Below are 24,069 nucleotides of genomic sequence, written 5' to 3' on the forward strand. Positions count from 1 at the left end.
CCATGCTCCAGGCTTCGAGCGACGAGCTGGAGGAGTTCGAGACGAACTCCGAAAGCCATGCCCGTCCCGTAATCGAGACGCGCGGCCTGACCAAACGCTTCGGCACGGTCACCGCGCTCGATCACATCGACCTCACCATTCGCGCCGGCGAGTTCGTCTCCGTCATGGGCCCGTCGGGTTCGGGCAAGACGACCTTCCTCAATCTCATCTCCTGCCTCGACACGCCGACGGAGGGCTCCTACCTCCTCGACGGCATCGACGTGTCCACCTTCACGGAGAAGGAGCGCGCGGTGATGCGGCGCGAGCGCATCGGCCTCGTCTTCCAGCAGTTTCACCTGATCCCGTATCTCAACGCTCAGGAAAACGTCATGCTGGCGCAGCACTACCATTCGGTCGTGGATCCAGAGGGGGCGACGCGGGCACTCGAACGTGTCGGCCTCGCCGACCGCGCCCACCACCTGCCCTCGCAGCTGTCCGGCGGCGAACAGCAGCGCGTCTGCATCGCGCGCGCGCTCATCAACGAGCCGTCCCTGATCCTCGCCGACGAGCCGACCGGCAATCTCGACGCCAAGAACGAGCACCTCGTCATGGAGCTCTTCTCCGAGCTTCACCGTGAAGGCCGCGTCATCGTCCTCATCACCCACAATCCGGAACTCGGCCGCCGCACCGATCGCACCATCTGGTTCGAACACGGCCGCCGCGTCCGCCGTGCCTCCGAGGTGGCGTGATGATCCGGCTCCTCTCCGCCCTCGCCTTGTCGACGACCGTCGCCCTTTGCGGCTGCAACAAGAAGGACGAGACGGCGGAAGTCGGCCAGGAAGCCCCGGCGATCGCCGCGCTCAACGACGACAGCGAGCCGGTCGATCTCGCCGATTACCGCGGCAAGGTCGTGCTCGTAAATTTCTGGCGGGCCGAATGCGGCCCCTGCCTGCGTGAGATGCCGGAGCACGACAAGGTCTATCAGCGCCTGAAGAAGGACGGCTTTGAAATCCTCGCCGTCAATGTCGGCCAGAGCCAGAAGGTCATCCATGACGCGCAAAGGCGCATCGGCGTGAGCTTCCCGCTCCTCTCCGACGAGCTCGAAATCACCTCGCGCCGCTACCGCGTCATCGCCGTTCCGACCTCCGTCATCCTCGACCGCGAGGGCATCGTCCGCGCCTGGAAACCCGGCCCGATGACCGAGGACGAGCTCGAAGAAAAGGTCGAAGCGCTGCTCTGATCCGCAATCTGTGCGGGAGCGTCGCACGTCTCTGCCATTGCCCTTGCCCGTCACCGCGACAGGTTCAACGGCAAAGCGACCTTTTCGGGCGGTCGCGACAGCGGGAGGCGGAATGGAAATCGGATCGACGCGAGGCCAGCATGCAAGGCGCACGGCCTGGATCACGGGTGCGAGCACCGGCATCGGCCGGGCCCTGGCGCTCCGGCTGGCGCGCGAAGGCTGGAAGGTGGCCGTCAGCGCCCGCAGCGCCGACAAGCTGGAGGCCCTCGCCGCCGAAGCGGAGAGCCTGAAGGGCGACATCCTCGCCTTCCCCCTCGACGTCACCGACAAGGAGAAGACCGCCGAGGCCGTCGCCGCGATCGAAGAAGCGCTCGGCCCCCTCGATCTCGCCGTTCTGAACGCCGGCACCTACAAACAGCGCAAGGCGGAGAATTTCTCAGCCGACGAATTCCGCCAGACCGTCGAAGTCAATCTGATGGGCGCAGTGCATGGGCTCGCGCCCCTTCTGCCGCGGTTCATGGAACGCGGCCGCGGCCATGTCGCGATCGTCGCCTCCGTCGCCGGCTATGTCGGCCTGCCGACCGCGGCCGCCTATAGCGCCACCAAAGCGGGGCTGATCGCCCTGGCGGAATCGCTCCAGCCGGAGCTGAAGCGCAAGGGCGTCGCCATCACCGTCATCAATCCGGGCTTCGTCGACACGCCGCTCACCGAAAAGAACAGCTTCCCGATGCCTTTCCTGATCCCGGTCGACCGCGCCGTCGATGCCATCGTCACAGGACTCGAGAAGAAGCGCTTCGAGATCGTCTTCCCCTGGCAGATGGCGCTCTCGATGAAATTCCTGCGCGCGCTCCCCTACCCGCTTCTCTTCCTTTTGACGCGTTTCATGATCCCCAAATGAGGCTCATCCGCGCGCCAAGAGGAACTGGCCGACATCGACGCGCCCGCCTTTGAAGCCGACCGCGCAATAGGTCAGATAATAGCGCCACAGCCGGCGGAAGCGCTCGTCGAAGCCGAGCTCGGAAATCGCCGGCCAGTGCGCGAGAAACGCCTTCTCCCAGCGCCGCAGCGTCTCGGCATAATCGCGCCCGAAAAAGAAGGCATCGCCAATCTCGAACCCCGCCTCGCGCGCATGGCGTTCGAAAGCGGAGCGCGGCGGCAGCATCCCGCCCGGAAAGACGTAGCGCTGAATGAAATCGACATTCTTGCGGTAATGCTGGAAACGACCCTCGTCCATGGTGATCACCTGGATGAGCGCACGGCCGTTCTCCTTCAGCCGCCGATGGACGACGTTGAAGAAGGTCGCCCAGTTCGCCTCACCGACCGCTTCGAACATCTCGATCGAAACGATCTTGTCGTAGGAGCCGGCCGTATCGCGGTAATCCTCCAGACGGATCTCCGTCTTCCCGTCGAGTCCCGCACCGGCGAGCCGCTCGCGCGCAAAGGCCGCCTGCTCGCGTGACAAGGTGAGCCCGGTCACATGACAATCGGCCTCCTTCGCGGCGATCTCGGCAAAGCCGCCCCAGCCGCAGCCGATCTCGAGCACCCGCTCGCCGGGCTTCAGCTTCAGAATATCGATGATGCGGCGGTATTTCGCCCGCTGCGCCTCGGCGAGATCCACATCGGGGCGCGCGAATAACGCCGCCGAATAGGTCATCGTTTCGTCGAGCCAGCGTCGGTAAAACTCGTTGCCGAGATCGTAATGCGCCGCGATGTTGCGCCGGCTGCCGCGGCGGGTGTTCGCCCGGCCGAGATGGCGCAGGCGCTCCCACGCCCCCTGCAGGCGGTTGAGCGCCACGGCATCGCCGACGGCCGGCTCGTTGAGGAGCGCGAGCTCCAGCACCGCTTCAAGGTCGGGCGACGACCAATCCTCGGCGAGATAGCCCTCGGCGAGCCCGATCGCGCCTGAGTTGAGAAGGCGCAGAAAGAACCGGCCGCGATGGATATGCATGACGGCGTGCGGGCCTGCGGTGGCGCCGGCGGCCGTCATCTGGCTGCCGTCCGGGAAATGCAGTGTCAGCTCGCCGACCGCAATTCGGTCGACGATCTGGCGGGCAAGGCGCGACCAAAGAGCGGCGGGGAGCGCCGGCCATGCGGAGGACCGGCGTTCGGCGTGGCTCATTGCGGATTGTCTCCCTTTTGGGCTTGCGGCAGGACGATCGTGGACGCGTAGCGCTGCGGCGCCTTCTCGTGGCGGAAGAGCGGCATGCCTTTCCACCACAGGCGCAGCGCCTCGTAATGGATGCCGACCGTCACTTTCCACGTCATCAGCGGATAGGACAGGAAGGCGCGCAACAGCGCCTTGTCCGAGATGGCGCGCCGTTCCCCCGCGAACGAGGCGATGAGAAGCGGCCCCTCGCGATCTTCCTCGGCGATGCGCACGAGAACGCGTTCCTCGGGCGGCGCGATGCGGAAATGATAGCGGCAGTCCATCGGAATGAACGGCGACACATACATGAGCTTGTCGCAGGCCTGCTCGATCGTCTCCTGCGCCTCCCCCGTCACCGGGATCACATAAGTGTGCTTTTCGGAAAACGTGTTCGACACTTCGTGCAGGATCGCAACGAGCCGATCGTTGGCATCGTAGCAGTAATAGACGCTGAGCGGGTTGAAGACATAGCCCAGAACCCGCGGATAGGTGAGAAGCGCGACCCGCCCGCCTTCGGCCTCGATGCCCGCCTCCGTGAGCCGTTCCGACACCCAACGGCGCAAGCCACCGGTCTCTCCACGACCATGGTCGGCATCGTAAAAGCTGAACAAAGAGAAGCGGTTATAGCCGAAAAGACGCAAGCGCCGGCTGAGGCTCTCGAGCTCGTCGAGATCGACGAGCAGCGAGAACACGCGATAATGCAGGCGGTGGCGGCGGGGCCGCATCCGGCTGTGCACCACATCGCCGGCATAGATGGCGGATCGAAAGGTCATTGCGCCATCTCAAGATGGGGCGAAAGTGTGATCCGACCAGATTGTGCGGCCACGTTCCACGGCCGGCGCGCCCCGGAAAGCGCCTCTGCGGCGGCAAGCCCGGCCTGCAGCCCGTCCTCATGGAAGCCGTAACCGAAATACGAGCCGCAGAAGAAGGTGTTGCGGCGCCCCTGCAGACGCCAGAGCTCACGCTGCGCCTGCAAGGCGGCCGCATTGAACAGCGGATGCTGATAAGAAAACTCTTCGATCACGCTCTCGGCCGCCGGCTCGCGCACCGGATTGAGCGTCACGAACAGCGGACAGGCCGGATCGAGGTTCTGCAGCCGGTTCATCCAATAGGTGACGCAAAGTTTCGGGTCTGCTCCCTCCGCCGTCTCCGCAACCGTCTCGCCGACATAGTTCCAGCTCGACCACACGCGCTGGCGGCGCGGCATCAGGCGCGCATCCTGGTGCAGAACGGCGCGGTTCTGCGTGTAGGAGAAGGCCGACAGCGTGGCGCGCTCCTCCGCATCGGCATCGCCCAGCATGTTGAGAGCCTGGTCGCCGTGACTTGCGATCACGACGGCCGCAAAGCGGTCCCGGTTGCCCGTGTCGTCGACGACGGTGACACCGTCCGCCTGCCGCGTCACCTCGACGACCGGCGTGCCGAGCCGGAGATCGGCGCCGAAGCCGTCGAGCATGCGCGCCACATATTCGCGGCTGCCGCCGCTCACCGTGCGCCAGGCCGGCCGGTCCTTCAGCTGCAACAGGCCGTGGCTCACGAAGAAGCGCACGAAGGCGAGAACCGGATAGGCGCGCATTTCCTCCGCCGTCGTCGACCAGATCGCCGCCGCCATCGGCAGAAGATGGTCTTTGACGAAAGGCTCGCCGTAACGCTGTTCGGACAGGTAATCCCCGAGCGTCAGAGAAAGCGCCCGCTCCTGCCCGATCAGCGCCGGCGCCTCGCGGTAGAAGCGCAAGAGATCGCGCAGCATCGACCAGAAGCGCGGCTTCACGAGATTGCTGCGCTGGCCGAAGAGCCCGTTGAGACCCGTGCCGGAATATTCGAGCCGCCCCCCGTCGAGCGAGGCGGCAAACGACATGTCGGAGGCCTCCGTCGCCACGCCGAGATACTCGAACATGGCGACGAGATTGGGATAATTGGCGGCGTTGTAGACGATGAAACCGGTATCGACCGCGATCCCACCCTTCTCCGGCGGCAGCACCACGGTGTTGGAATGTCCGCCCGGCCGACCCTCGGCCTCATAAAGCACGACCTGCCGCCCGCTCCGGCGCAAGAGCCAGGCGGCCGAGAGGCCCGAAATCCCACTGCCGATCACCGCGACCTTGCCGCCCTCGGCCTCCCCGGTCGCCGTTTCCGGCCCGTCATCCACGAATCGCTGCATGTCCGCCCCTTCCGTGTGGCCACGATAACGGCTTCAGGTAAAAATCCTGCGTCCGACTTTCGTGGCCCAGGCAAAAGTCGGTCAATTTTCCAGGAACGCCTGAACTGGAACGGACCGCGGCGCCTATGTATTCTGAAGATCGCACATCAAATCATGTCGCCCCACCTGCCAGGCCGTCCCGAAAGGATCGTTTCATGCCCACATCTCTCACCGCCTACATTGCGACGGCAATCGTCTTCTTCGGCCTCGATTTCGTGTGGCTGAGCCAGATGGGCGGCACCTTCTACAAGGACCGGCTGGGCGACCTGATGGCGGCAAAGCCCGATCTCGCCGTCGCCGGGCTCTTCTATCTCGTCTACGTCTTCGGCATCATCTATTTCGCCGTCTGGCCCGCCATCAACGGCGGCGGCTGGACGACGGCCCTCGTCGCCGGCGCCATCCTCGGCTTCATCGCCTACGGCACCTACGACATGACCAACCTCGCCACCCTGCGCGACTGGCCGGCCTCCGTCAGCATCGTCGACATCTGCTGGGGCACCTTCCTCACCGGCTTTTCGGCGCTGATCGGCTATCTTCTGACCCGCTGGATCAGCTGAGCCACCCACAGCCATGTCTGCGGTCGCCGGCGGAGCTTTTGGGAGTGCCCCGCCGCGGCTCGGATGCGACAGCTTTCCTCCCGCGTCATGAGAAAGACACGAATCTCGAAGTCGGAAGAACGGCTTCGAAATTTCAACTGTGACGAATTGACAGCTCCCTGAGCCGCGATGCTACACAGCCGGCCCTTCCATAGTGCCGGCGCGCCGGTGCGTTCATCTTTCCATTCGACCGATGTCGTTCCGTGTCTGCGGAGGCGTCGGCATGACCGGGAGAGCCCATGACCTGCGCCAGGCTTCGCGCCTCCGTTCTCGTTGCGGCCGCCCTCGCCGCATCCCCCGCTTTCGCGCTCGACAATTGGCCGGTGAGTTGTGACTGGCAGAAGGACGTGGCGGGCTGCTTCCACAGCTTCCACGAGGGGCTGGCGCTCGTTCCCACCGGCCCGCTCGATGGCGCGCCCGTCTACGGCTATCTCGACCACGACGGCAACATGGCGATCGCCCCGCGCTTTCCGGAAGCGGCGCCCTTCGCCAACGGCCTCGCCGCGGTGAAACTCGACGGCAAATGGGGCTATGTCGACAAATCCGGCGCCTTTGCGATCGAGCCGCAATATGACGCCGCCCATTCCTTCAACGCCGCCGGCGTCGCCATCGTCGAAAAGGAAGAAGCGGTCAGCCTGATCGACAAGGCCGGCACGGTGGTGAAGCGCTTTCCGCTCGGCGCGCGCTATGTCGAGCCGGCGAACCAGGCGGAAGTGCAGCTCACCCCCATCGAGGCGCCGCTTGCGCCCGTCGTGTGGGACGCAGCGACCACGAAATCCCTCTCCCTGCCCGACGGCACCATGCGGGTGGAGCCGGCCCCGTTCATCGAGGACGGCGTCTTCGTCCAGATCCGCGAAAGCCGCTATCTCGGCTCCTGGGGCCTTCTCGGCATGGACGGCAAATGGATCGTCGCGCCGGAGGTGCTCGGCACGCAAAAACTGCCGATCACCGACGGAAAATCCTTCGCCGTCGACCGCGAAGACGGCTGGCAGATGGTGGATGCCACCGGCAAGCCCCTGAACGACACCTTCTTCCGCGGCCTCAGGCTGATCGCACCGGGCACCTGGCGCGCCAGGACCGAGGACCGCACCGAGCTGCTGCTCGACGCGGCGGGCAACACGCTTGCCGAACTCGGCAAGGGCACGCGGGAGATCAAGTCCGACGAGACCTCCACCTATTTCCAGACCGAAGACGGCGTGATCATCGCCCGTGCCGGTGGCGAGGTCGTCGAAAGAGACTTTCCCGACATCGGCTATGCGCGCGAGCAGGGCGATACGCTGTGGATCTACGACAACGACAACAACGAGGTCCAGGCGCTCGGCCCGGATGGCACACCTCTTCTCGACGAGGAGACGCTGGCAAAGCTTGATGCCTATTCCATCTCGCCGGTGTCCGCCGCCGACGGCAAGGCGGAAAGCCTGCCGCTTGCGACCTTGCGCCCGACCGATCGCAACACGCCGCCTGCGATCCTCACCCACGAGGGCGAGATCGTCACCCGCGCGGACTGGTCCGACATCGATGCCTATTATGCGGACGAAGGTCCGCTCGTCGTGCGCGCCGACAACGATCTTTACGGCGCCATCGCGGCCGATGGCGACTGGGTGGTCGAGCCGGCCTACCGGCAGCTTGCCTCCTTCCACGACGGCTATGCGCTCGCCCAGAAACCGTCCGAGGAGGACGGGCTGATCGTCGCCGCCGATGGCAGCGAGCATCCGGTGCGGCGCGCCGTCTTCCGCGGCCGCGACAAGATGGCGGATGGCATCCTGACCTATCGCGAGCGCGATCCCGACACCCGGAGCACGCGTGCGGGCCTCTGGGATATCGCGGCGGGCAAGACGGTGGGTGAGCCGAAATTCGTCGAGATCGGCGAGTTCGCAGACGGCTTCGCCCCGGCGAAGAAGGCCGCGCCAACCTACGGAGGGCGTCATTGGGGCATCATCGACCGCAATGGCGGATGGGTGATCGATCCGGACGAGACCATCTCGCGCGAGCCCAAACGCCTCGCCTCCGGCCTCTATCTTCTCGAGCACCGGGTCGACGGCGAGCAGACCTATGCCCTCGCCTCCCCCCGCGAAAAGCGGGTGATCGTCGAAGGCCTCGGCGAGAGGCCGACCGAGATGCCGGGCGGAGGCTTCCTGGTTCGCCCGGCGGACGGCGGCGCCCTTCTCCTCGACGAGGCCGGCGAGACGCGCATGCAGGCGGACGGCAATCCGGAAGACGTCACGACCGCAGGCAATTTGGCGATCCTGACCTTCCGCTCCGGCCAGGGCGCCGTCGATGCGAGCGGCGCATGGCGGGTCCCCCCGCGTTTCAGCGAGCGGCTGGACTTCGTCCTGCCGCAGCGTGTGGCGCGCGCCTATGACCGCAGCGAAACACTGCTCGTCGGTGCCGATGGCAACATCCTTTCGCTCGATGCCGACGCGACCGTGCCGATCCCGGGCATGGACCGCTATGCCCGCACCTTCGACAACGAGGGCGAGACCGCGCTCATCGATCGCGACGGCAAGGAATTCGCACGCATCGAGGGGCGTTACGCCCTGCGCGAGAAAACGGGCGGCGAAGGTCTGGTCGCCTATCGCGACGAAGAGGCCCGGAAGGTCGGCTTCATGGACGCCGACGGCAACAAGGTCATCGGTCCGTTCTTCGAAACGCTCGGGCCGATGAGCGAGGGGCTCGCCTATTTCCGGCGCCTCGACATTTCGGGCAACCGGCTCGGCTACCTCCGCCGCGACGGCACGCGCGCCATGCCCGCCATCTACCTGGACGCAAAATCCTTCAGCGAAGGAAAGGCCCTGGTGGTCGATCGCGACGGCGATCTCTTCTTCATCGACAAGGAGGGCGAGCCGACGATCCGCTTCGCCGCCCAATGCGGCAGCATCATCGTCCAGGATGCGGACGGCAACCGCACCTGGCCGGACGAAGTGACCTGCGAAACCGACGCGAGCGGCGATGCGCCCGACGACGGGGCCTCCGAAAACGATGCGTCCGAGCAACGTGCAGACGACAAAGGCAGCAAGCAGTGAGGCGGCCCATCATGAGCAAGACGGCATCCTTGACGACACTTAGCGCCGCCCTCCTCGCGAGCGCCCTCGCCGCACCGATGGCGCATGCGCAGACGCGAACCTGCGACGTCATGGGGAGCTCCATCCTCTTCTCCGCGCTGGATCCGAACTCCGGACAGACGCCGAGCCGCAGCAACGACTGCCTGTCGGCGCTCGGCGAAGGCATGGCCGCGGTGCAGCTTCCGAGAGCCGACAGAAACATCGATGACATCGCGGCCGGCCAGAGCCAGGGCTACGGCCTGAGCGATCACAAATGGGGCTTCGTCGATCGCGACGGCAGGCTTGCCATCCCGCCGAAATTCGACGCCGTGCAGCCCTTCGCGCATGGCCTCGCCGCCGCCAGGGACGGAAGCCATTGGGGCTTCATCGACACATCGGGAGACTGGGTGATCGAGCCCGGTTTCGGCGAGGCCAAGGCTTTTGCCGAAATCGGCGTGGCGCCGGTCTGGAAACTCTATGAATGGGTGCTGATCGGGCGCGACGGAAAGCGGCTCGACGTCGATCTCGGGGGGCATCTCGCCTCCCTCACGGTCGGGTCCGGCGAGCCCGCTCCGGTCCGGACCACGTACGCCCCGGTCTACAAAAGCCCGGACGGCAAAGAGATCAGCTGGATGCCGGATCTGGAGATCGTCGGCGGGTTCGGCGCGCCAGAGGCGAACCTCTTCCTCGTCCGCGCCCATGGCGCGCTCGGGATCGTCGATAGCGACTTGAATATTCTGGTGCCGCCGCTCTTCGATTACATCGACCCACCGCGGAAGGACGGCGGATTGTGGACGGCGGCTGGCGGCGCGACCTATCAGGCGCTCCTCAAGCCCGACGGCACCGTCGTCGGCTCCGAATACCGGGAGATCCGGCAAATCAGCGACGATCTCTGGTGGGCCTCCGGTGATGACGGAGAGGTCTTCATCATCAATCGCGCAGGCAAGACGCTCGCCGAGATCGACCGGCCGGGCCGCACCTCGATCGGCCAGTTCGGCCCCTTCGTCACCTATCGCGCGGAGGATGGCACACAGGTCTTCGCGCCTCAGGCGGATGCGCCGGTGGTCCTCGAAAAGGGTTTCCTCGCCGAGCGGACGATCCAGGACGAACTCCTGCTCGTTCAGGACGAGAACGGCGCCGTCGCCGGGCTCATCTCGCGCGACGGACATTATCTCTCGCGCGAGGATCATGACTGGGTCGGCCAGATCGATTCCGTCGAGATCAGAGGCGGCTGGTACTGGCCGAACGACATCGACGGCCGGCTCAACATCCTCGGGCCCGACCTTAGACCCCTGCTCACACCCGAAGCGGTCGAGGAGCTCGACGGCTTCGGCGTCGAGATCATCCCGCGCGTCGACAAGGCCGAAGGCCCGGTGCCGGTCGCGATCCTCGGCCAGACCTGGTGTCAGTGCAACGAGGAGGGCACCGGCCTCCTCCTCTCCGACGGCAGCATCGTGGTCGACAAATCGTGGGGCAACGTGAGCCTCCTGGAGGACGAGCCGCTCACGACCGACGAACCCCGCTTCGCCATCGCCACGGCCGAAGGCGTCGGCATGATCGACGAGACGGGCAAAGTGCTGCTCGAACCGTCACAGGATCACATCAGCCGCTTCCACAATGGCTACGCGCTCACCTCCCGCAACGGCGACATCCAGGCGCTCGGCCGCGACGGCACACTCCACGACATTCCCTCCAGCTTCGGCCTGAAGATCGTCTCACCCGGCCTCGTCACCTATCAGGAGACGGCCGCGGCCGATGATCTCCTCAGGCTTTACGACATCGCGGCCGGCGAGCCGGTGGGCGAGGCCCGCTTCCGCACGGTGCAGGACTTCGTCGAGGGACAGGCGATCGCCAAAACCGCCGAGGGCCGGCTCGGCGTCATCGACCAGAGCGGAGCCTGGATTCTCGATCCCGATTACGCCGAGATCGAGCGCATCAACGGCAAGCTCTGGGCGGTGCGCGACGAACCCTCCGACGAAATCTTCAGCACAAAGCCCAAGGCGATCGTGAATGCCGCGGGCGAGACGGTCGTGGCGTTCACGCCCTCCCTCAAAGCCACGACCTGGCCCGACGGGCGTGTCGAAGTGGTGTCCCACGAGACCGGTCTCCATCTCCTCCTGTCGGAGGACGGCGACATTGAAATCGATGGCCGCGAGACGCAATTCGCCCGCGTCGGGCATTGGCTGCGCACCATCCGCCGGCCCGCGACGGGCTATCTGACAGCCGAAGGCGAATGGGCGCTGCCGCTCCGCCGCGGCGTCGGCTCGTCCTTCCACGGCGATCGCGCCCTCTTCGCCACCGCCGAGGGCGCCCATCTGATCGATCGCGACGGCGAGACGGTGGCCGATCTCCCCACCGCGCAATGGGCGTGGCCCGCGGACGCCGACTGGCTCGTCGGCTGGAACGAGGACGAGGACAGGACGGTCTATGCCGACGCGCAAGGCGATGAGACGCTCAGCGTCGAGGGCCGCGGCGGCTCCTTCCGCAACGGCGTCGCGCTCAATCGTCCGAACCGGAACGCAAAGCCCGGCTGGATGGACCGTTCCGGCGAGCGCCTTGAGATCGGCCGGTACCGCGATCTTTCACGCCCTGACGAGGAGGGCCTCGCCTATGCGGCCGCGCAGGAAGGCCTCTACGGCTATATCGACAGCGAGGGCCGCTATCTCATCCCGCCCGTCTACCGCGATGCCTCGCGCTTCTCCGACGACAGGGCGATCGTCACGACCGGCGCCAACGCCATGATGATCGACAGAGACGGCCGCCCCCTCGCCCGCGTCAACGAAACCTGCGGCGTGCGCGTCCTCTACGGCCCGGACAACCGCCGTCTCTGGCCCGAAAGCCTCCCCAAACGCTGCCGCTGATATAAGCAGTGCCGCCGGACCATCCCGGCGGCGCAGAAGCGCTCGGCCTTGAATGTGGCGTCCTAGACGGCTCCCAGACGCGACGTATTCCCGGCCGTGCGCGCTCTCATCCCTTCGATGTCGCGCTTCGGCGGAGCCCCGAAGAGGCGGCCATATTCGCGGCTGAACTGCGACGGGCTCTCATAGCCGACCGTAAAGGCGGCCCCCGCCGCATCGAGATATTCGTTCAGCATCAGCCGCCGCGCTTCGTTCAAGCGCAGCCATTTCTGATACTGGAGCGGGCTCATCGCGGTGAGCTGCCGGAAATGGTGGTGCAGGCTCGACGGGCTCATCTGCACATGCCCCGCCAGTTCGTCGATGCGCAACGGCTCGGCGTAGTGTGTCTTCAGCCAGTCGATCGCCCTGGCGATGCGGTGGCTCTGACTGCCCACTGACGCGATCTGCAACAGCCGCGCCGCCTGATCGCTCATCAACAGCCGGTAATGGATCTCCCGCTCGATCAGCGGCGCGAGCACGGGCACGGCATCGGGCTCGTCGAGAAGCGCGAGCAACCGGCCGAACGGTTCCAGCAGCGCCGGGGTGATCGTGCCGAGCGCCGCACTGCCCTCGCACATGCGCTCCCGCGACACCGGCAGCCGCACCTGCGCGATGAGCTCTGCGATGACGCGGAGATCGAGCCGGAGCGCCAGCCCGAGGCACGGCGTCTCCCGGCTCGCCTGAAGAACCTGCGAATTGGCGGGAAGATCGAGCGAGGCGAGCAGGAAACGCTCCGTATCGTAGGGATAGGCGCGCTCGCCGATCAGCAATTGCTTGGCGCCCTGCGCGACCAGAATGACGCTCGCCTCCACCAGACACGCGCAGGGCTCGGTCAGGCTTTCGCGCCGGAAAAAGGTGAGGTTCGCGATCGGGGTCGCGCAATCCTCCTGTCCAACGGTCCATCGTCCGATGATCTCGGCGAGGGTCGCGTGGATTGAGAGAGGCGCCTGGGGCTGGTCTTGCACGGACATGGGCGTTTTCCGGGACATCATGCGCAGACCCTAACCCGGCGCCAGGGCCAGTGTCGCGGAAAAATCCGCGCTCCTGGAGGATCAGGCAAGAAAACCGCCGGATATTTCTACCGGCCGACAAGCCTGACGTGGAATGTTGCATTCCACCATCAACGAACTCAGGGTACCGACATGATCAAGGACAAGGTTGTCATCATCACCGGCGCGTCTTCGGGCATCGGCGAGGCGACTGCCAGGCTGCTCGCAGAGAAGGGCGCCAAGGTCGTCCTCGGCGCGCGCCGTGAAGCAAAGCTGAAACAGATCGTCGACGAGATTAAAACGGCTGGCGGCCAGGCCGCCTACCAGGTGCTGGACGTCACCAGGCCGGCCGAGAACGAGGCCATCGTGAAGCTCGCCAAGGATAGCTTCGGCGGCGTCGACGCCATCCTCCTCAACGCCGGTCTGATGCCGGTGAGCCCCGTCTCCGCCGTGAAGACGGATGAGTGGAAGCAGATGGTCGACGTCAACATCAACGGCGTGTTGAACGGCGTCGCGGCCGTCATGCCGACCTTCACCGAGCAGAAATCCGGCCATATTCTCGCGGTTTCCTCGGTCGCCGGCCTCAAGGCCTATCCGGGCACGGCCGTCTATGGCGGCACCAAGTGGTTCGTGCGCGATTTCATGGAAGTCCTGCGCATGGAATCGGCGTCCGAAGGCACGAACATCCGCACCGCGACGCTCTATCCGGCCGCGATCAACACCGAGCTTCTCGACACGATCACCCATAAGGGTGCGGCCGAAGGCATGCAGAGCACCTACGAGTCCTACGGCATCTCGCCGGACCGCATCGCCGACGTCGTGGCCTATGCGCTCGACCTGCCGGATGACGTCACCGTCAACGAGTTCACCGTCGGGCCGGCCAACCAGCCCTGGTAAAAGCCAAACTGACAAGACGGGGCGGTGTTGCACCGCCCCGCGAATTCCCGATCGATCGAACGCGTGGCGGAGGGAGACCTCCGCCACTTTTTCATGCGCGCGAGAACCAAGCCCCCGCCGGCTTCCGTCGGATCGTGAAGCGCCTTAGGGAAGGTCGAATACGGAGCGAGCGCACCACCTCTCTGGCCACCACCATCGTCTTTGCGACGGGCGTCCTGTGGGGATTTCATTCTCTTGATGGCGGATGGTCTCGTCGGGGCGGCCTCGGCCGCTGTGCTCGCCGGCGAGGCTCTGCAGCCGCTCGAAATCACCGGCGGCGCCCTCGTCCTCGTCCCGGCATTTGGAGATCTGGCCGGTGCGCGGATTACGCCAGGAGACCGAAAGCCAAAGACGGTGAGCGGCGCCCACGCCGGAACCAGGCCATCACCCGTTTTTCCGGGCCGAATACTCAGAAAATGGTGACCCCGACAGGATTCGAACCTGTGACCCTCGGATTAGGAATCCGATGCTCTATCCTGCTGAGCTACGGGGCCTGATCGATCGCACCCGAGCCCCGGCACGCGGCCGACGGGCACAGGCGCCAAGCTCCTGCTATCTACCGTCTCGAGGAAGAGCGAACAAGCCCCGCGGCCTTCGTCTTCTGTCGCGCCCCCCTTCTGTCGCCCCGGCAAGTTCTGCAGGCGCCTCTCATCGGTCGACATCGCCCCACAGCACTCGGGCGCCGCCTCACCTGACACCCTAAGTCAATCAGTTTACGAGTTAAAGAAACCGTCAGTTATCTTAGAAATCAGATCCGCAAAATTTGCCTTTCAAAGTCTCGCTTCACCGCCCTGTGACGCTGTCTTTCTACATCCATTCAAGACTTCTACTTGAACTCAGACGTTTTCCAGGCTCAGATATGCCGGCAAGCAAAAGACCGGCGACAAAAGCCGGAAACGACATCCGGGAGGAAACATGTCTGAGAACAAAACGCCCGTATCGCGCCGATCTTTCTTGAAAGCCGGAACCCTCGCCGCGGGGAGCGCGGCAGGCGCGCTTGCCGCTCCGGCCATCGTCTCCGCCCAGGGCACGCAGACCTTGAAGATGCAGTCGTCCTGGCCCGCCTCGGACGTTTTTCAGGACATGGCGAAGCAATATGCCGACCGCGTCGAGGCAATGTCCGGAGGTCGGCTCAAGATCGATCTTCTGCCGGCGGGTGCCGTGGTCCAGGCCTTCCAGGTCCAGGACGCGGTTGCCGACGGCGTCATCGACGCCACCCACACCGTGACCGCCTATTGGTACGGCAAGAACAAGGCCGCCTCGCTCTTCGGCACCGGCCCGGTCTTCGGCGCCGACGCGTCGCAGATTCTGGCCTGGATCCATTTCGGCGGCGGCAAGGATCTCTACCGCGAGCTCGTCCAGGACGTTCTCGGCCTCAACATCGTCGGCTTCTTCGCCCTGCCGATGCCGACCCAGCCGCTCGGCTGGTTCAAGGAGGAAATCACCTCCGCCGATCAGATGAAGGGCCTCAAATACCGCACCGTCGGCCTCGCCACGGACATCATGCAGGGCATGGGCCTGTCGGTGACGCAGCTTCCAGGCGGCGAAATCGTCCCGGCGCTCGAGCGCGGCGTCATCGAAGCCTTCGAGTTCAACAACCCGACCTCCGACCGCCGCTTCGGCGCCCAGGACGTGTCGAAGAATTATATGCTCGGCTCCTATCACCAGGCGGCGGAGTTCTTCGAAATCGCCTTCAACAAGGATCTCTTCGATTCCCTCGATCCCGATCTCCAGGCGATCCTGGAATACGGGGCGGAGGCGGCGAACACTGCCAATTACGGCCTCGCCATGGATCAGTATTCGAAGGATCTGCAGGGCCTCATCAACGAAGACGGCGTCACCGTCTCGCGCACGCCGGACTCCATCATGGCGGCCCAGCTTGAATCCTGGGACACCGTCCTCGAAGGCCTGATGCAGGACGAGTTCTTCGCCAAGGTGGTCGACAGCCAGAAAGAATGGTCGGAGCGCGTCGCCTTCTACAGCCTGATGAACCAGGCGAACTACAAGCTCGCCTACGAGCATTACTTCCCCGGCAAGCTCGGCTTCTGAGACCTCTCGGCGGGGGTTTTGGGCCCCCGCCCCTTCCCCGTTTCCCAGCCCGATCCCGAGCGGTTTTCCGATGGAAGCCTATATCCGTTTCGCCGACAGGGTCTCCGCGTGGTTCGGCAAGGCCTTTGCCTGGTCGATCCTCGTCATGACGTTCGGCGTCGGCTACGAAGTCTTCGTGCGCTATGTGCTCGGCGCCCCGACGAGCTGGGCCTTCGACATTTCCTACATGATGTACGGCGCGCTCTTCATGATGGGCGGCGCCTACACCCTGTCGCGCGACGGCCATGTGCGCGGCGACGTCGTCTACAGGCTCTGGCGGCCGCGCACCCAGGCGATCGTCGAGCTCGTTCTTTATTTCCTGTTCTTCTTCCCGGGCATCCTCGCCCTCATCTTCGCCGGCTGGAAATACGCCTCGCGCTCGCTCCGCTACATGGAGGTGAGCGTGATGAGCCCGGCCAACGTGCCGATCTTCCAGTTCAAGCTCATCATCGTCGCCGCCGGCATCCTGCTCTTCCAGCAGGGCATCGCCCAGGTCTTCCGCTGCATTCTGTGCATCCGCCGGGGCGCCTGGCCGCAGCACGAAAGCGATGTGGAGGAACTCGAAGAGCAGCTCATCAAGGAGCATGAGCGCGACATCCTCCACCATGGCGGCGAGGCGATCGACATCGTTCTGCCCGCCGGCCAGACCCGCAAGACCTTCCACCGCGACGACCCTGGCCACCGCGATCCGCACGACGATGACGGGCCGCCCGACCGATCGCGACACAGCCCCGGCACGAAGGGCGAAAGATGACCGACCCGCAAATCGCCGTGGCGATGCTCGGCATCTTCATCTTCACCATCATGCTGGGCTTTCCGATCGCCTTCACCTTGATGGCGCTCGGTGTGGGCTTCGGCTACTACGCCTATTTCGACGCCGACCGGCAATGGCGCCTCTACGAGCGCGCCCTCACCGACGGTGCGGATCTGTGGACGCGCATCGAAACCTGGCTCGGCGGCTTCTTCAACAACCGCATCTTCGATCTCTTCGTCAATCAGACCTACTCGGTCATGTCGAACGACGTTCTGACCGCCGTGCCGCTCTTCCTCTTCATGGGCTACGTGGTGGAGCGCGCCAACATCGTCGACCGCCTCTTCTCCACGCTGCAGATCGCGGCAAAGCGCATCCCGGGCTCGATGGCGGTCGCCGCCCTCATCACCTGCGCGCTCTTTGCGACTGCCACCGGCATCGTCGGCGCCGTCGTCACGCTGATGGGGCTCCTCGCCTTCCCGGCGATGCTCAACGCCCGTTACAACACGAGCTTCGCCTCGGGCGTCATCTGCGCCGGCGGCACGCTCGGCATCCTCATCCCTCCCTCGATCATGCTGATCGTCTATGCGGCGACCTCGGGCGTCTCGATCGTCCGGCTCTATGCCGGCGCCCTCCTGCCGGGGCTGCTGCTCGCCGGCCTCTACGTCCTCTATGTCGTCGGCCGCGCCTGGCTCAATCCGAAGATCGCGCCACGCCCGCCCGAGACCGAGGAGACGCAGATCTCGGGCCTCGCACTTCTCTGGCTGCTCGTCACCTCGTTCTTTCCGCTGGCGATCCTCATCCTCTCCGTGCTCGGCGCCATTCTCTTCGGCCTGGCGACGCCGTCGGAGGCTGCAGCGGTCGGCGCCCTCGGCGGCCTCATCCTCGCTCTCGCCTACCGCGCCCTCACCTGGCAGCGGCTGCAGGAATCCGTCTATCTGACGGTCAGAACCTCGGCGATGGTGTGCTGGCTCTTCGTCGGCTCGTGGACGTTTTCCTCCGTCTTTTCCTATCTCGGCGGCGAACAGGTCATCTCCGATTTCGTCACCGGCCTCGACATCTCGCCGATCGTCTTTCTGATCCTCGCCCAGATCATCATCTTCCTGCTCGGCTGGCCGCTCGAATGGTCGGAGATCATCATCATCTTCGTGCCGATCTTCCTGCCGCTCCTGCCGCATTTCGGCATCGATCCCCTGTTCTTCGGCATTCTCGTCGCGCTCAACCTGCAGACCTCCTTCCTCACCCCGCCGATGGCGATGTCGGCCTATTACCTCAAGGGCATCGCGCCGCCGCAGGTGCAGCTCGTCGAGATCTTCAAGGGTTGCATGCCCTTTCTCGGCATGGTCATCCTCGCCATGGCGCTCATCTACGTCTTCCCGGGGGTGGTCTACTGGCTGCCGAATCTCGTTTACGGACGGTGAGCGAATGGGGAGAACGAGATGACGGCCGAACGAACCTTGGATGCCTGCGAGTTGCGCGACCACCTCGCCCGCGGCGAGATCAGCGCACTTGCCGTGGCGGAGGCCTGTCTCGCCCGCGTCGCGGAGAAGGAAGGCGAGATCGAAGCCTTCGCCTTTCTCGATGCCGACCATGTCCTCGCCCAGGCACAGCGTCTCGACGATTGGCGCAAGGCCGGCAAGCCGATCGGCCGCCTGCACGGCCTGCCGGTGGCCTTGAAGGACATCATCGACACCGCCGATATGCCGACGGAAAACGGCACCGTGCTCGATGCCGGCCGTCGCCCGCGCCAGGACGCTTTTGTCGCCGCAAAATTGCGGGCGGAAGGCGCCATCCTCTTCGGCAAGACGACGACGACCGAGCTCGCCTATTTCGCCCCGACCAAGACCCGCAATCCGCATGACACGACGCGCACGCCGGGCGGCTCGTCGGCCGGCTCCGCCGCGTCCGTCGCCGCCGGCATGGTGCCGCTCTCGGTCGGCACCCAGACCAACGGCTCGATGCTGCGGCCGGCGTCTTATTGCGGCGTCGTCGGCTTCAAGCCGGGCCACGGCGTCATCCCGCGCACCGGCCTCATCGTACAGTCCGAGCCGCTCGACACGATCGGCGTCTTCGGCCGCTCGGTGGAAGATGCGGCCCTCCTCGCCGAGGTGCTCCAGGGCTACGACGCCGGCGACCACGACACGCATCCGATCGCTCGCGACCGGCTTCTTGAGGCGGCGCGGAGCGCGCCTCCCGTCAAACCGCAATTCGCCTTCATCAAGACGCCCGTCTGGGACCAGGCCGATGCCGACATGCAGGGCGCCATGCAGGAGCTCGCAGGCCTCCTCGGCGATCAATGCGACGAGGTCGAGCTTCCCGCCGCCTTCGCCAACGCCCATCCCGCCCATCGCCGTCTCATGATGGCGGGCTTTGCACGCAATCTCCGCCCCTGGGCCGAGCGCGGATGGGATCAGCTCAGCCGGCACATGCAGGACGCCATCGAAGAAGGCCGCGAGATCAAGGCCGTCGACTATCTCGCCGCGCTCGACTGGCGCAACATCCTCAATGCCGGGCTCGACCGCGTCTTTGCCCGCTACGACGCCATTCTGACGCCGGCCGCGCCCGGCGAGGCGCCTGCGGATCTTTCAACGACCGGCGATCCCGTCTTCAACACCATCTGGTCGCTCTGCGGCGTGCCGGCGCTCAGCCTCCCGCTGGCGAACGGGGCAAACGGCATGCCGCTCGGCATCCAGATCGTCGGCGCCCGCGGTCAGGAAGGGCGTCTCCTGCGCACCGCGCGCTGGCTGATGGATCATGTCGCCGCATCGCCGGAGCCGGAGGACCGCCCATGACCGATTGGAGCAACCGGATCCTGGCCTTCGTGGCCCTTGCGGGTTTCGCTCTCTTCCTCTTCATCATCGCCTGGTGGGTCCGCGAGCCGGACCTCGTCATCGTCCTCGCCGTTGTGGTGGCGATGGCGGCCTATGATTTCTGGGGGCATCCATGGCGGCAGCGGCGAGCCGAAGAGCGCGCGCAAGGCGAGAGCGACACCTGAGGTTTCGGGCGCGCCGCGCCCAATTGTGCGGCGCCTTCCTCTGCCTGTCGCTCATCGTCTCGCCCCTGCCGGCCCGGGCGGACACCTGCGAACTCGCGGGCGGCGAACGTCTTTTGGCCGCGCACGCCGAAGAGCCGCGCACCATCGTCACGCCAACCAAGAGCTTCGCGCTCGCGGGCATCGCTCCGCCCTCGCTTCTCGATGAGCGCCTGCCGGTCGAGCCGATGCTCGCCGCAATCAACGACTTTCTGGTCGCTCAACCCGCCCGGGCGGTCCCGCTCTCCCAAAAGCCCGACCGCTGGAACCGCATCCCCGCCTGGATCATGACCGACAGCGTCCTCCTGCAGGACGAGCTTCTCCGGCAAGGCCTTGCCGTCGCGGTTCCTTTTGCCGGTGACGCTCTCGGTGAGGCCTGCGCCACACGCCTCTTTGCGGCGGAAGAAGAGGCGCGAAAAGCCGCCCGTGGCATCTGGAAAACCCCGGGCCTTGTGCATCAGGCCAAGGACGCGGCGGCGCTTTCGTCACAATATGGCCGTTACGGCATAGTGGAAGGAACCATCATTTCTGTTGGGAACCGGCCTTATCGCACCTATCTGAATTTCGGACGCGACTGGTCGCACGATTTCACGGCGGAGATTGACGGCCGGGACGTCCCGGTCTTCGGCGGGGAGCAGCAACTTCTGGGCCTTGTCGGAAAGACCGTCCGTCTGCGTGGCTTCCTTGAGGAGAAAGGTGGCCCGATGCTTCTTCTGCGAAGGTCCTCGCAGCTTGAAATGATGGACGCGCTGCAACACCGCTGAGGTTTCGCAACAGAGGGCCCCAAGGCTGATGTTCAAGAGCTTGATTTGCGACCGAAAGACGCGCATGGGCGTTGGTATGCGCAGGTCGTTGCTCTCTCTGTTCGTCGTCGCCTTGCTCGGCGGTTGCCAATTGGGACCGTCTCCGAGCCAGCTCGGCCGTGTCGAGCCGGTCGCCGCTCTGCCTCAGCCGGGTCCGACGGTGTCGCCGGCCGAGAGCGCCATCGGCGCGCGTGAGCATCAGCGCGTCCTCGCCCAGTATGGCGGCGTCTACAGCGATCCCGACGTGCAGCGCGAGACCGAGCAGATCGTCAAACGCCTCGTCGAAGCCTCCGACGAGCCCGGCCGCAGCTATCGCGTCACCATTCTGAACTCGCCCGTCGCCAATGCCTTCGCGCTGCCCGGCGGCTATGTCTACGTCACCCGCGGCCTGCTCGCGCTTGCCGACGACCGCGCCGAGGTTGCCGCCGTCCTGTCGCACGAAATGGCGCATGTCATCCTGAAGCACGCCATTGCGCGCGCCCAGAAGGCTCAGACGAGCGAACTCGTGGAACGCGTCGCAACCGACGTCCTCTCCGATTCCAAGGCCGGGCAGTCCGCGCGTCTCAATTCGCGCATGACGCTTGCGAGCTTCTCCCGCGATCAGGAGGCCGAGGCCGACAGAGCCGGCGTGCAGATCGCCGGCCGCGCCGGTTACGACCCCTTCGCGGCCTCCCGCTTCCTCGACAAATTGCAGCGCTATGCGGCCTTCCGCTCGGCGAGCGGCGAGAAGGACGATGCGCAGAACTTCCTGTCGTCGCATCCGGCGGCGCTTGAACGCCGCGCGCTCGTCGTCAAGGCGGCCCGTCAGTTCGGGGCGCCGGGTGTCGGCGAACAGGGCCGCATTCCCTATCTCAAGGCGATCGACGGCCTCGTCTACGGCGACGATCCCTCGGAAGGCTTCGTGCGCGGCCGCGAATTCCTGCATCCGCGCCTCGCGATCGGCTTCAAGGTGCCGCCGCAATATCGCCTGGAAAACACCCGCGAGGCGGTTCTCGCCGCCGCAGGCCGCGATACGGCGATGCGCTTCGACGGCGTGAAGGCCACTGAAAACCAGAGCCCTGAATCCTATCTCGCCTCCGGCTGGATCAACGGTCTGGAAGAAGGATCGATCGAGCCGCGCACCGTCAACGGTCTTCCCGCCGCCGTCGCCACGGCCGTCGCGGGCGACTGGCAGTTCCGCATCGGCGCGATCCGGCTCGGCAGGTCCATCTATCGCTTCATCTTTGCCCAGCGCGGCGGTTCCGGCGACATCGACGCGGCCTTGTCGCAGACGCTCGCAAGCTTCCACCGGCTCGACCCGGCTGAGGTCGCGCGCCTGCGCCCGCTCAGGATCGATCTCGTCATCACCAATCCGGGCGACACGGTGCAGAGCCTCGCCACCCGCATGAAGGGCGTTGAAAGAAGCGAAGAGCTGTTCCGCATCCTGAACGGCCTCTCCGACGACGAGCCCCTCGGCGCTGGCCGCATGGTCAAGGTCATCTCGGACTGAGGCGCCGGATTGCGGCACGGGCGCCGCTCCCGGTCTCCCGGCAGCTTCGTCCCGTGCTTCAAGCCAGCAATCGTTCGGGGAACGCCGTCCAGCCCGGACGGCTGCAGGGATCAGGCCGCGGCGAAAGCAGCAAAGGCTGAGGCGACCCGCTCATAGACGTCGCGCTTGAACGGCACGATCAATTCCGGCGTCCGCTGCAGCCGCTCCCAGCGCCATTTCAGGAATTCGGCCTTGTGGCCGTCGCGCGGACCGACATCGATCTCGCTTTCGTCCCCCTCGAAGCGGAAGGCGAACCATTTCTGCGTCTGACCGCGGTAGCGCCCCTTCCAGGCGGAGCGGCAGAGTTCTTCCGGCAGATCGTAGTGCCACCAGACCGGAGATTCGGCGAGAAGCGACACGGAGCGCATCGCCGTCTCCTCGTAGAGCTCGCGCTTGGCCGCCTCCAGCGGCGTCTCTCCAGGGTCCATGCCCCCTTGCGGCATCTGCCAGGCATAGCCGGACGAAACGCTCTCCTCGCCGCCGGTCCTGCGTCCGACGAAGACGAGTCCGTCGGCATTGAACACGGCCAGGCCCACGCACGGACGATAACCCTCGAGCGGCTCCGCAAAGCCGGTTTCATGCAACATTTTTTCGTTCATTCCTCTTGCTGCGCCAGAGCGCTCACCGGCACGAACGCGATCCCGCGCGCCTCCGCCTCGGGGATCCATTCCGCCAGCGCGGACACCGTCGACGGGAAGGCCGAGGCAACGCCGACGGCCCGCCCCTTCTGCCGCGCGATCGCCTCCAGATCGTCGAGCGCCTTTGCAATCAGGGCCGGCTGCCTTTGCTCGTCGATGATCCGGTCGGCCACCACGACGGGCGTGCCGAGCGACGGGCCGAGCCGGGCCGCAACGCTCAGATCCGAGCTGCCGTCGTCGACATAAAGAAGACCGCGCTCGCCGAGATTGGCGAGAAGCGGCCGCATCGCATCCGCCTCGGCCGTGAACCGGCCGCCGAGATAATTCATGATGCCGGTATAGCCACCGGCCCGGCTCAAAATCCACGCCAGACTGTCGGCATTCGCCCCGCTTTTCGCACTGACGAGGAGCGTGTGCTCGCCCGGATCGGTGCTCGGATAGCCGAAAGGCTCCATCGGCGCCTGCAGCAGGATTTCATGGCCGTCGGCGCGCGCATCGCCGGCCCAGCGATTGAGGCTCGATCCGGTTGCGGCGAAGGCGAAGGTGACGTCGCTCGGCAGGGCCCGGATGGCGCGCTGCGTGCCCGTCTGGCTGATGCCGAGCCCGCCGACAACGATGGCGATATGCGGCTGGTCGGGCGCCAGATAGGCCGGGCGCGCATAGGCTTCGCGCGGCAGCGTGCCATCGTCGCCGATGCGCGGCAGCGGCCCGTAGGCGGAGCTTTCCTGCAATTCCGGAAGCGGCGCGCCGGCGAAGAAGGCGGTGCTCGACGGCGCCTGCTGCAAGGCCGCCTGCATGCGCTCGAAATCCGTTTGCGGCTCGGAAGAAGACGCCGTCTCCGGTTCCGCGGAGGCGGGAAAGAGCGAGCCCATATTGGACGGGGCGTTCACGCCCGCCTCCATCTCCCAGCCGGGCGCCGCAAGCGCCTGGCGGCGCGCATTCGCGACGGAAGTCTTGTCGATGCTGCCCGTCGTCTCGGGTCCTGCGCCTTTCACTTCGGCGACCGCGACGGCACGCCCGCCATCGGGATCATCGACGAGCGCCGTCCACATCAAGGCGGTGACGAACACCATCCCGGCGAGAACGAGCGGAACATAGAAAAGCCAGCGCAGCCGTCCTTTTCGGACCGGCCGCGCCGGGCGTTTCAAAGGTGCATTGAGCTCATCGGCCGCCATCGATTCCCGTCGGCTGGCTCATGCAGCGGGGCGA

General features: G+C 65.6%; 20 protein-coding genes and 1 tRNA gene. 14 read left to right on the plus strand and 7 right to left on the minus strand.

Translation table 11 applies throughout. The features are described from left to right. The first annotated feature begins 2 nt into the window (after positions 1–2). From L0F51_RS07710 to L0F51_RS07720, 3 genes are all read left to right on the plus strand, one after another. Positions 3–728 carry an ABC transporter ATP-binding protein gene (locus tag L0F51_RS07710; RefSeq protein WP_234628627.1) on the plus strand — a complete coding sequence of 242 codons (726 nt, stop codon included), beginning with the start codon at positions 3–5 and terminating at the stop codon, positions 726–728. Further along, complete coding sequence (locus L0F51_RS07715) at positions 728–1,219, plus strand: TlpA disulfide reductase family protein (RefSeq protein ID WP_234628628.1); 492 nt, start codon at positions 728–730, stop codon at positions 1,217–1,219. The genes L0F51_RS07710 and L0F51_RS07715 overlap by 1 nt, the downstream gene beginning before the upstream one ends. Before the next feature lie 112 nt (positions 1,220–1,331). Beyond that, a complete protein-coding gene (locus tag L0F51_RS07720; RefSeq protein ID WP_234628629.1) occupies positions 1,332–2,117 on the plus strand; it encodes an SDR family NAD(P)-dependent oxidoreductase in 786 nt (261 codons plus the stop codon). Positions 2,118–2,120: 3 nt separating this feature from the next. Here L0F51_RS07720 and L0F51_RS07725 read toward each other — a convergent pair whose 3' ends face one another. Genes L0F51_RS07725 through L0F51_RS07735 form a run of 3 tightly spaced genes read right to left on the minus strand, consistent with a single transcriptional unit; the run spans position 2,121 to position 5,523 of the window. Continuing rightward, positions 2,121–3,338 (minus strand): cyclopropane-fatty-acyl-phospholipid synthase family protein, encoded by a 1,218-nt coding sequence (locus tag L0F51_RS07725; RefSeq protein ID WP_234628630.1) that lies wholly within the window; start codon positions 3,336–3,338, stop codon positions 2,121–2,123. Then, positions 3,335–4,138, minus strand: coding sequence for a DUF1365 domain-containing protein (locus L0F51_RS07730; RefSeq protein ID WP_234628631.1), 804 nt, complete (start codon positions 4,136–4,138; stop codon positions 3,335–3,337). The genes L0F51_RS07725 and L0F51_RS07730 overlap by 4 nt, the downstream gene beginning before the upstream one ends. After that, positions 4,135–5,523: an NAD(P)/FAD-dependent oxidoreductase gene (locus tag L0F51_RS07735; protein WP_234628632.1), complete on the minus strand. Its 1,389-nt coding sequence runs from the start codon at positions 5,521–5,523 to the stop codon at positions 4,135–4,137. Before L0F51_RS07735 ends, L0F51_RS07730 begins: the two co-directional genes overlap by 4 nt. A gap of 194 nt (positions 5,524–5,717) precedes the next feature. On the opposite strand from L0F51_RS07735, the gene L0F51_RS07740 reads away from it, so the two are divergent. The 3 genes from L0F51_RS07740 (at position 5,718) to L0F51_RS07750 (ending at position 12,060) form a co-directional block, all read left to right on the plus strand. Next, a complete protein-coding gene (locus L0F51_RS07740) occupies positions 5,718–6,119 on the plus strand; it encodes a DUF2177 family protein (RefSeq protein ID WP_128291353.1) in 402 nt (133 codons plus the stop codon). A gap of 278 nt (positions 6,120–6,397) precedes the next feature. Beyond that, positions 6,398–9,181: a WG repeat-containing protein gene (locus L0F51_RS07745; RefSeq protein WP_234628633.1), complete on the plus strand. Its 2,784-nt coding sequence runs from the start codon at positions 6,398–6,400 to the stop codon at positions 9,179–9,181. 11 nt (positions 9,182–9,192) lie between these two features. Then, a complete protein-coding gene (locus L0F51_RS07750) occupies positions 9,193–12,060 on the plus strand; it encodes a WG repeat-containing protein (protein ID WP_234628634.1) in 2,868 nt (955 codons plus the stop codon). 62 nt (positions 12,061–12,122) lie between these two features. On the opposite strand, the gene L0F51_RS07755 is transcribed toward L0F51_RS07750, so the two are convergent. Beyond that, positions 12,123–13,067 (minus strand): AraC family transcriptional regulator, encoded by a 945-nt coding sequence (locus tag L0F51_RS07755; protein WP_234628635.1) that lies wholly within the window; start codon positions 13,065–13,067, stop codon positions 12,123–12,125. Positions 13,068–13,238: 171 nt separating this feature from the next. Between L0F51_RS07755 and L0F51_RS07760 the strand changes: the two genes are divergently transcribed. Then, positions 13,239–13,982 (plus strand): SDR family oxidoreductase, encoded by a 744-nt coding sequence (locus L0F51_RS07760; RefSeq protein ID WP_234628636.1) that lies wholly within the window; start codon positions 13,239–13,241, stop codon positions 13,980–13,982. Between the two features lie 456 nt (positions 13,983–14,438). Here the strand turns inward: L0F51_RS07760 and L0F51_RS07765 are convergent. Continuing rightward, a tRNA-Arg gene (locus L0F51_RS07765) sits at positions 14,439–14,515 on the minus strand. Positions 14,516–14,936: 421 nt separating this feature from the next. Here L0F51_RS07765 and L0F51_RS07770 point away from each other — a divergent pair. The 7 genes from L0F51_RS07770 (at position 14,937) to L0F51_RS07800 (ending at position 22,183) form a co-directional block, all read left to right on the plus strand. Continuing rightward, positions 14,937–16,070: a TRAP transporter substrate-binding protein gene (locus L0F51_RS07770; protein ID WP_234628637.1), complete on the plus strand. Its 1,134-nt coding sequence runs from the start codon at positions 14,937–14,939 to the stop codon at positions 16,068–16,070. A gap of 70 nt (positions 16,071–16,140) precedes the next feature. Beyond that, positions 16,141–16,863 carry a TRAP transporter small permease subunit gene (locus tag L0F51_RS07775; protein ID WP_234628638.1) on the plus strand — a complete coding sequence of 241 codons (723 nt, stop codon included), beginning with the start codon at positions 16,141–16,143 and terminating at the stop codon, positions 16,861–16,863. After that, entirely contained in the window at positions 16,860–18,281 is a 1,422-nt protein-coding gene (locus L0F51_RS07780) for a TRAP transporter large permease subunit (RefSeq protein ID WP_234628639.1), read from the plus strand. Before L0F51_RS07775 ends, L0F51_RS07780 begins: the two co-directional genes overlap by 4 nt. 18 nt (positions 18,282–18,299) lie before the next feature. Continuing rightward, positions 18,300–19,652 (plus strand): amidase, encoded by a 1,353-nt coding sequence (locus L0F51_RS07785; RefSeq protein WP_234628640.1) that lies wholly within the window; start codon positions 18,300–18,302, stop codon positions 19,650–19,652. Then, positions 19,649–19,855, plus strand: coding sequence for a hypothetical protein (locus tag L0F51_RS07790; RefSeq protein WP_128291344.1), 207 nt, complete (start codon positions 19,649–19,651; stop codon positions 19,853–19,855). The genes L0F51_RS07785 and L0F51_RS07790 overlap by 4 nt, the downstream gene beginning before the upstream one ends. A 23-nt stretch (positions 19,856–19,878) precedes the next feature. Further along, positions 19,879–20,655: a thermonuclease family protein gene (locus tag L0F51_RS07795; RefSeq protein WP_234628641.1), complete on the plus strand. Its 777-nt coding sequence runs from the start codon at positions 19,879–19,881 to the stop codon at positions 20,653–20,655. 76 nt (positions 20,656–20,731) lie between these two features. Next, on the plus strand, positions 20,732–22,183 hold the full coding sequence (locus L0F51_RS07800; protein WP_234628642.1) for a M48 family metalloprotease: 1,452 nt from the start codon (positions 20,732–20,734) through the stop codon (positions 22,181–22,183). A 110-nt stretch (positions 22,184–22,293) separates the two neighbouring features. On the opposite strand, the gene L0F51_RS07805 is transcribed toward L0F51_RS07800, so the two are convergent. Together L0F51_RS07805 and L0F51_RS07810 are read right to left on the minus strand one after the other, a co-directional pair. Next, complete coding sequence (locus L0F51_RS07805; protein ID WP_234628643.1) at positions 22,294–22,821, minus strand: RNA pyrophosphohydrolase; 528 nt, start codon at positions 22,819–22,821, stop codon at positions 22,294–22,296. Beyond that, positions 22,818–24,035, minus strand: a complete 1,218-nt coding sequence (locus tag L0F51_RS07810; protein ID WP_234628644.1) for a divergent polysaccharide deacetylase family protein — start codon at positions 24,033–24,035, stop codon at positions 22,818–22,820. The genes L0F51_RS07805 and L0F51_RS07810 overlap by 4 nt, the downstream gene beginning before the upstream one ends. Positions 24,036–24,069: the final 34 nt, after the last annotated feature.

This window comes from Afifella sp. H1R, from assembly GCF_021462425.1.
Classification (GTDB): Bacteria; Pseudomonadota; Alphaproteobacteria; order Rhizobiales; family Afifellaceae; genus Afifella; species Afifella aestuarii.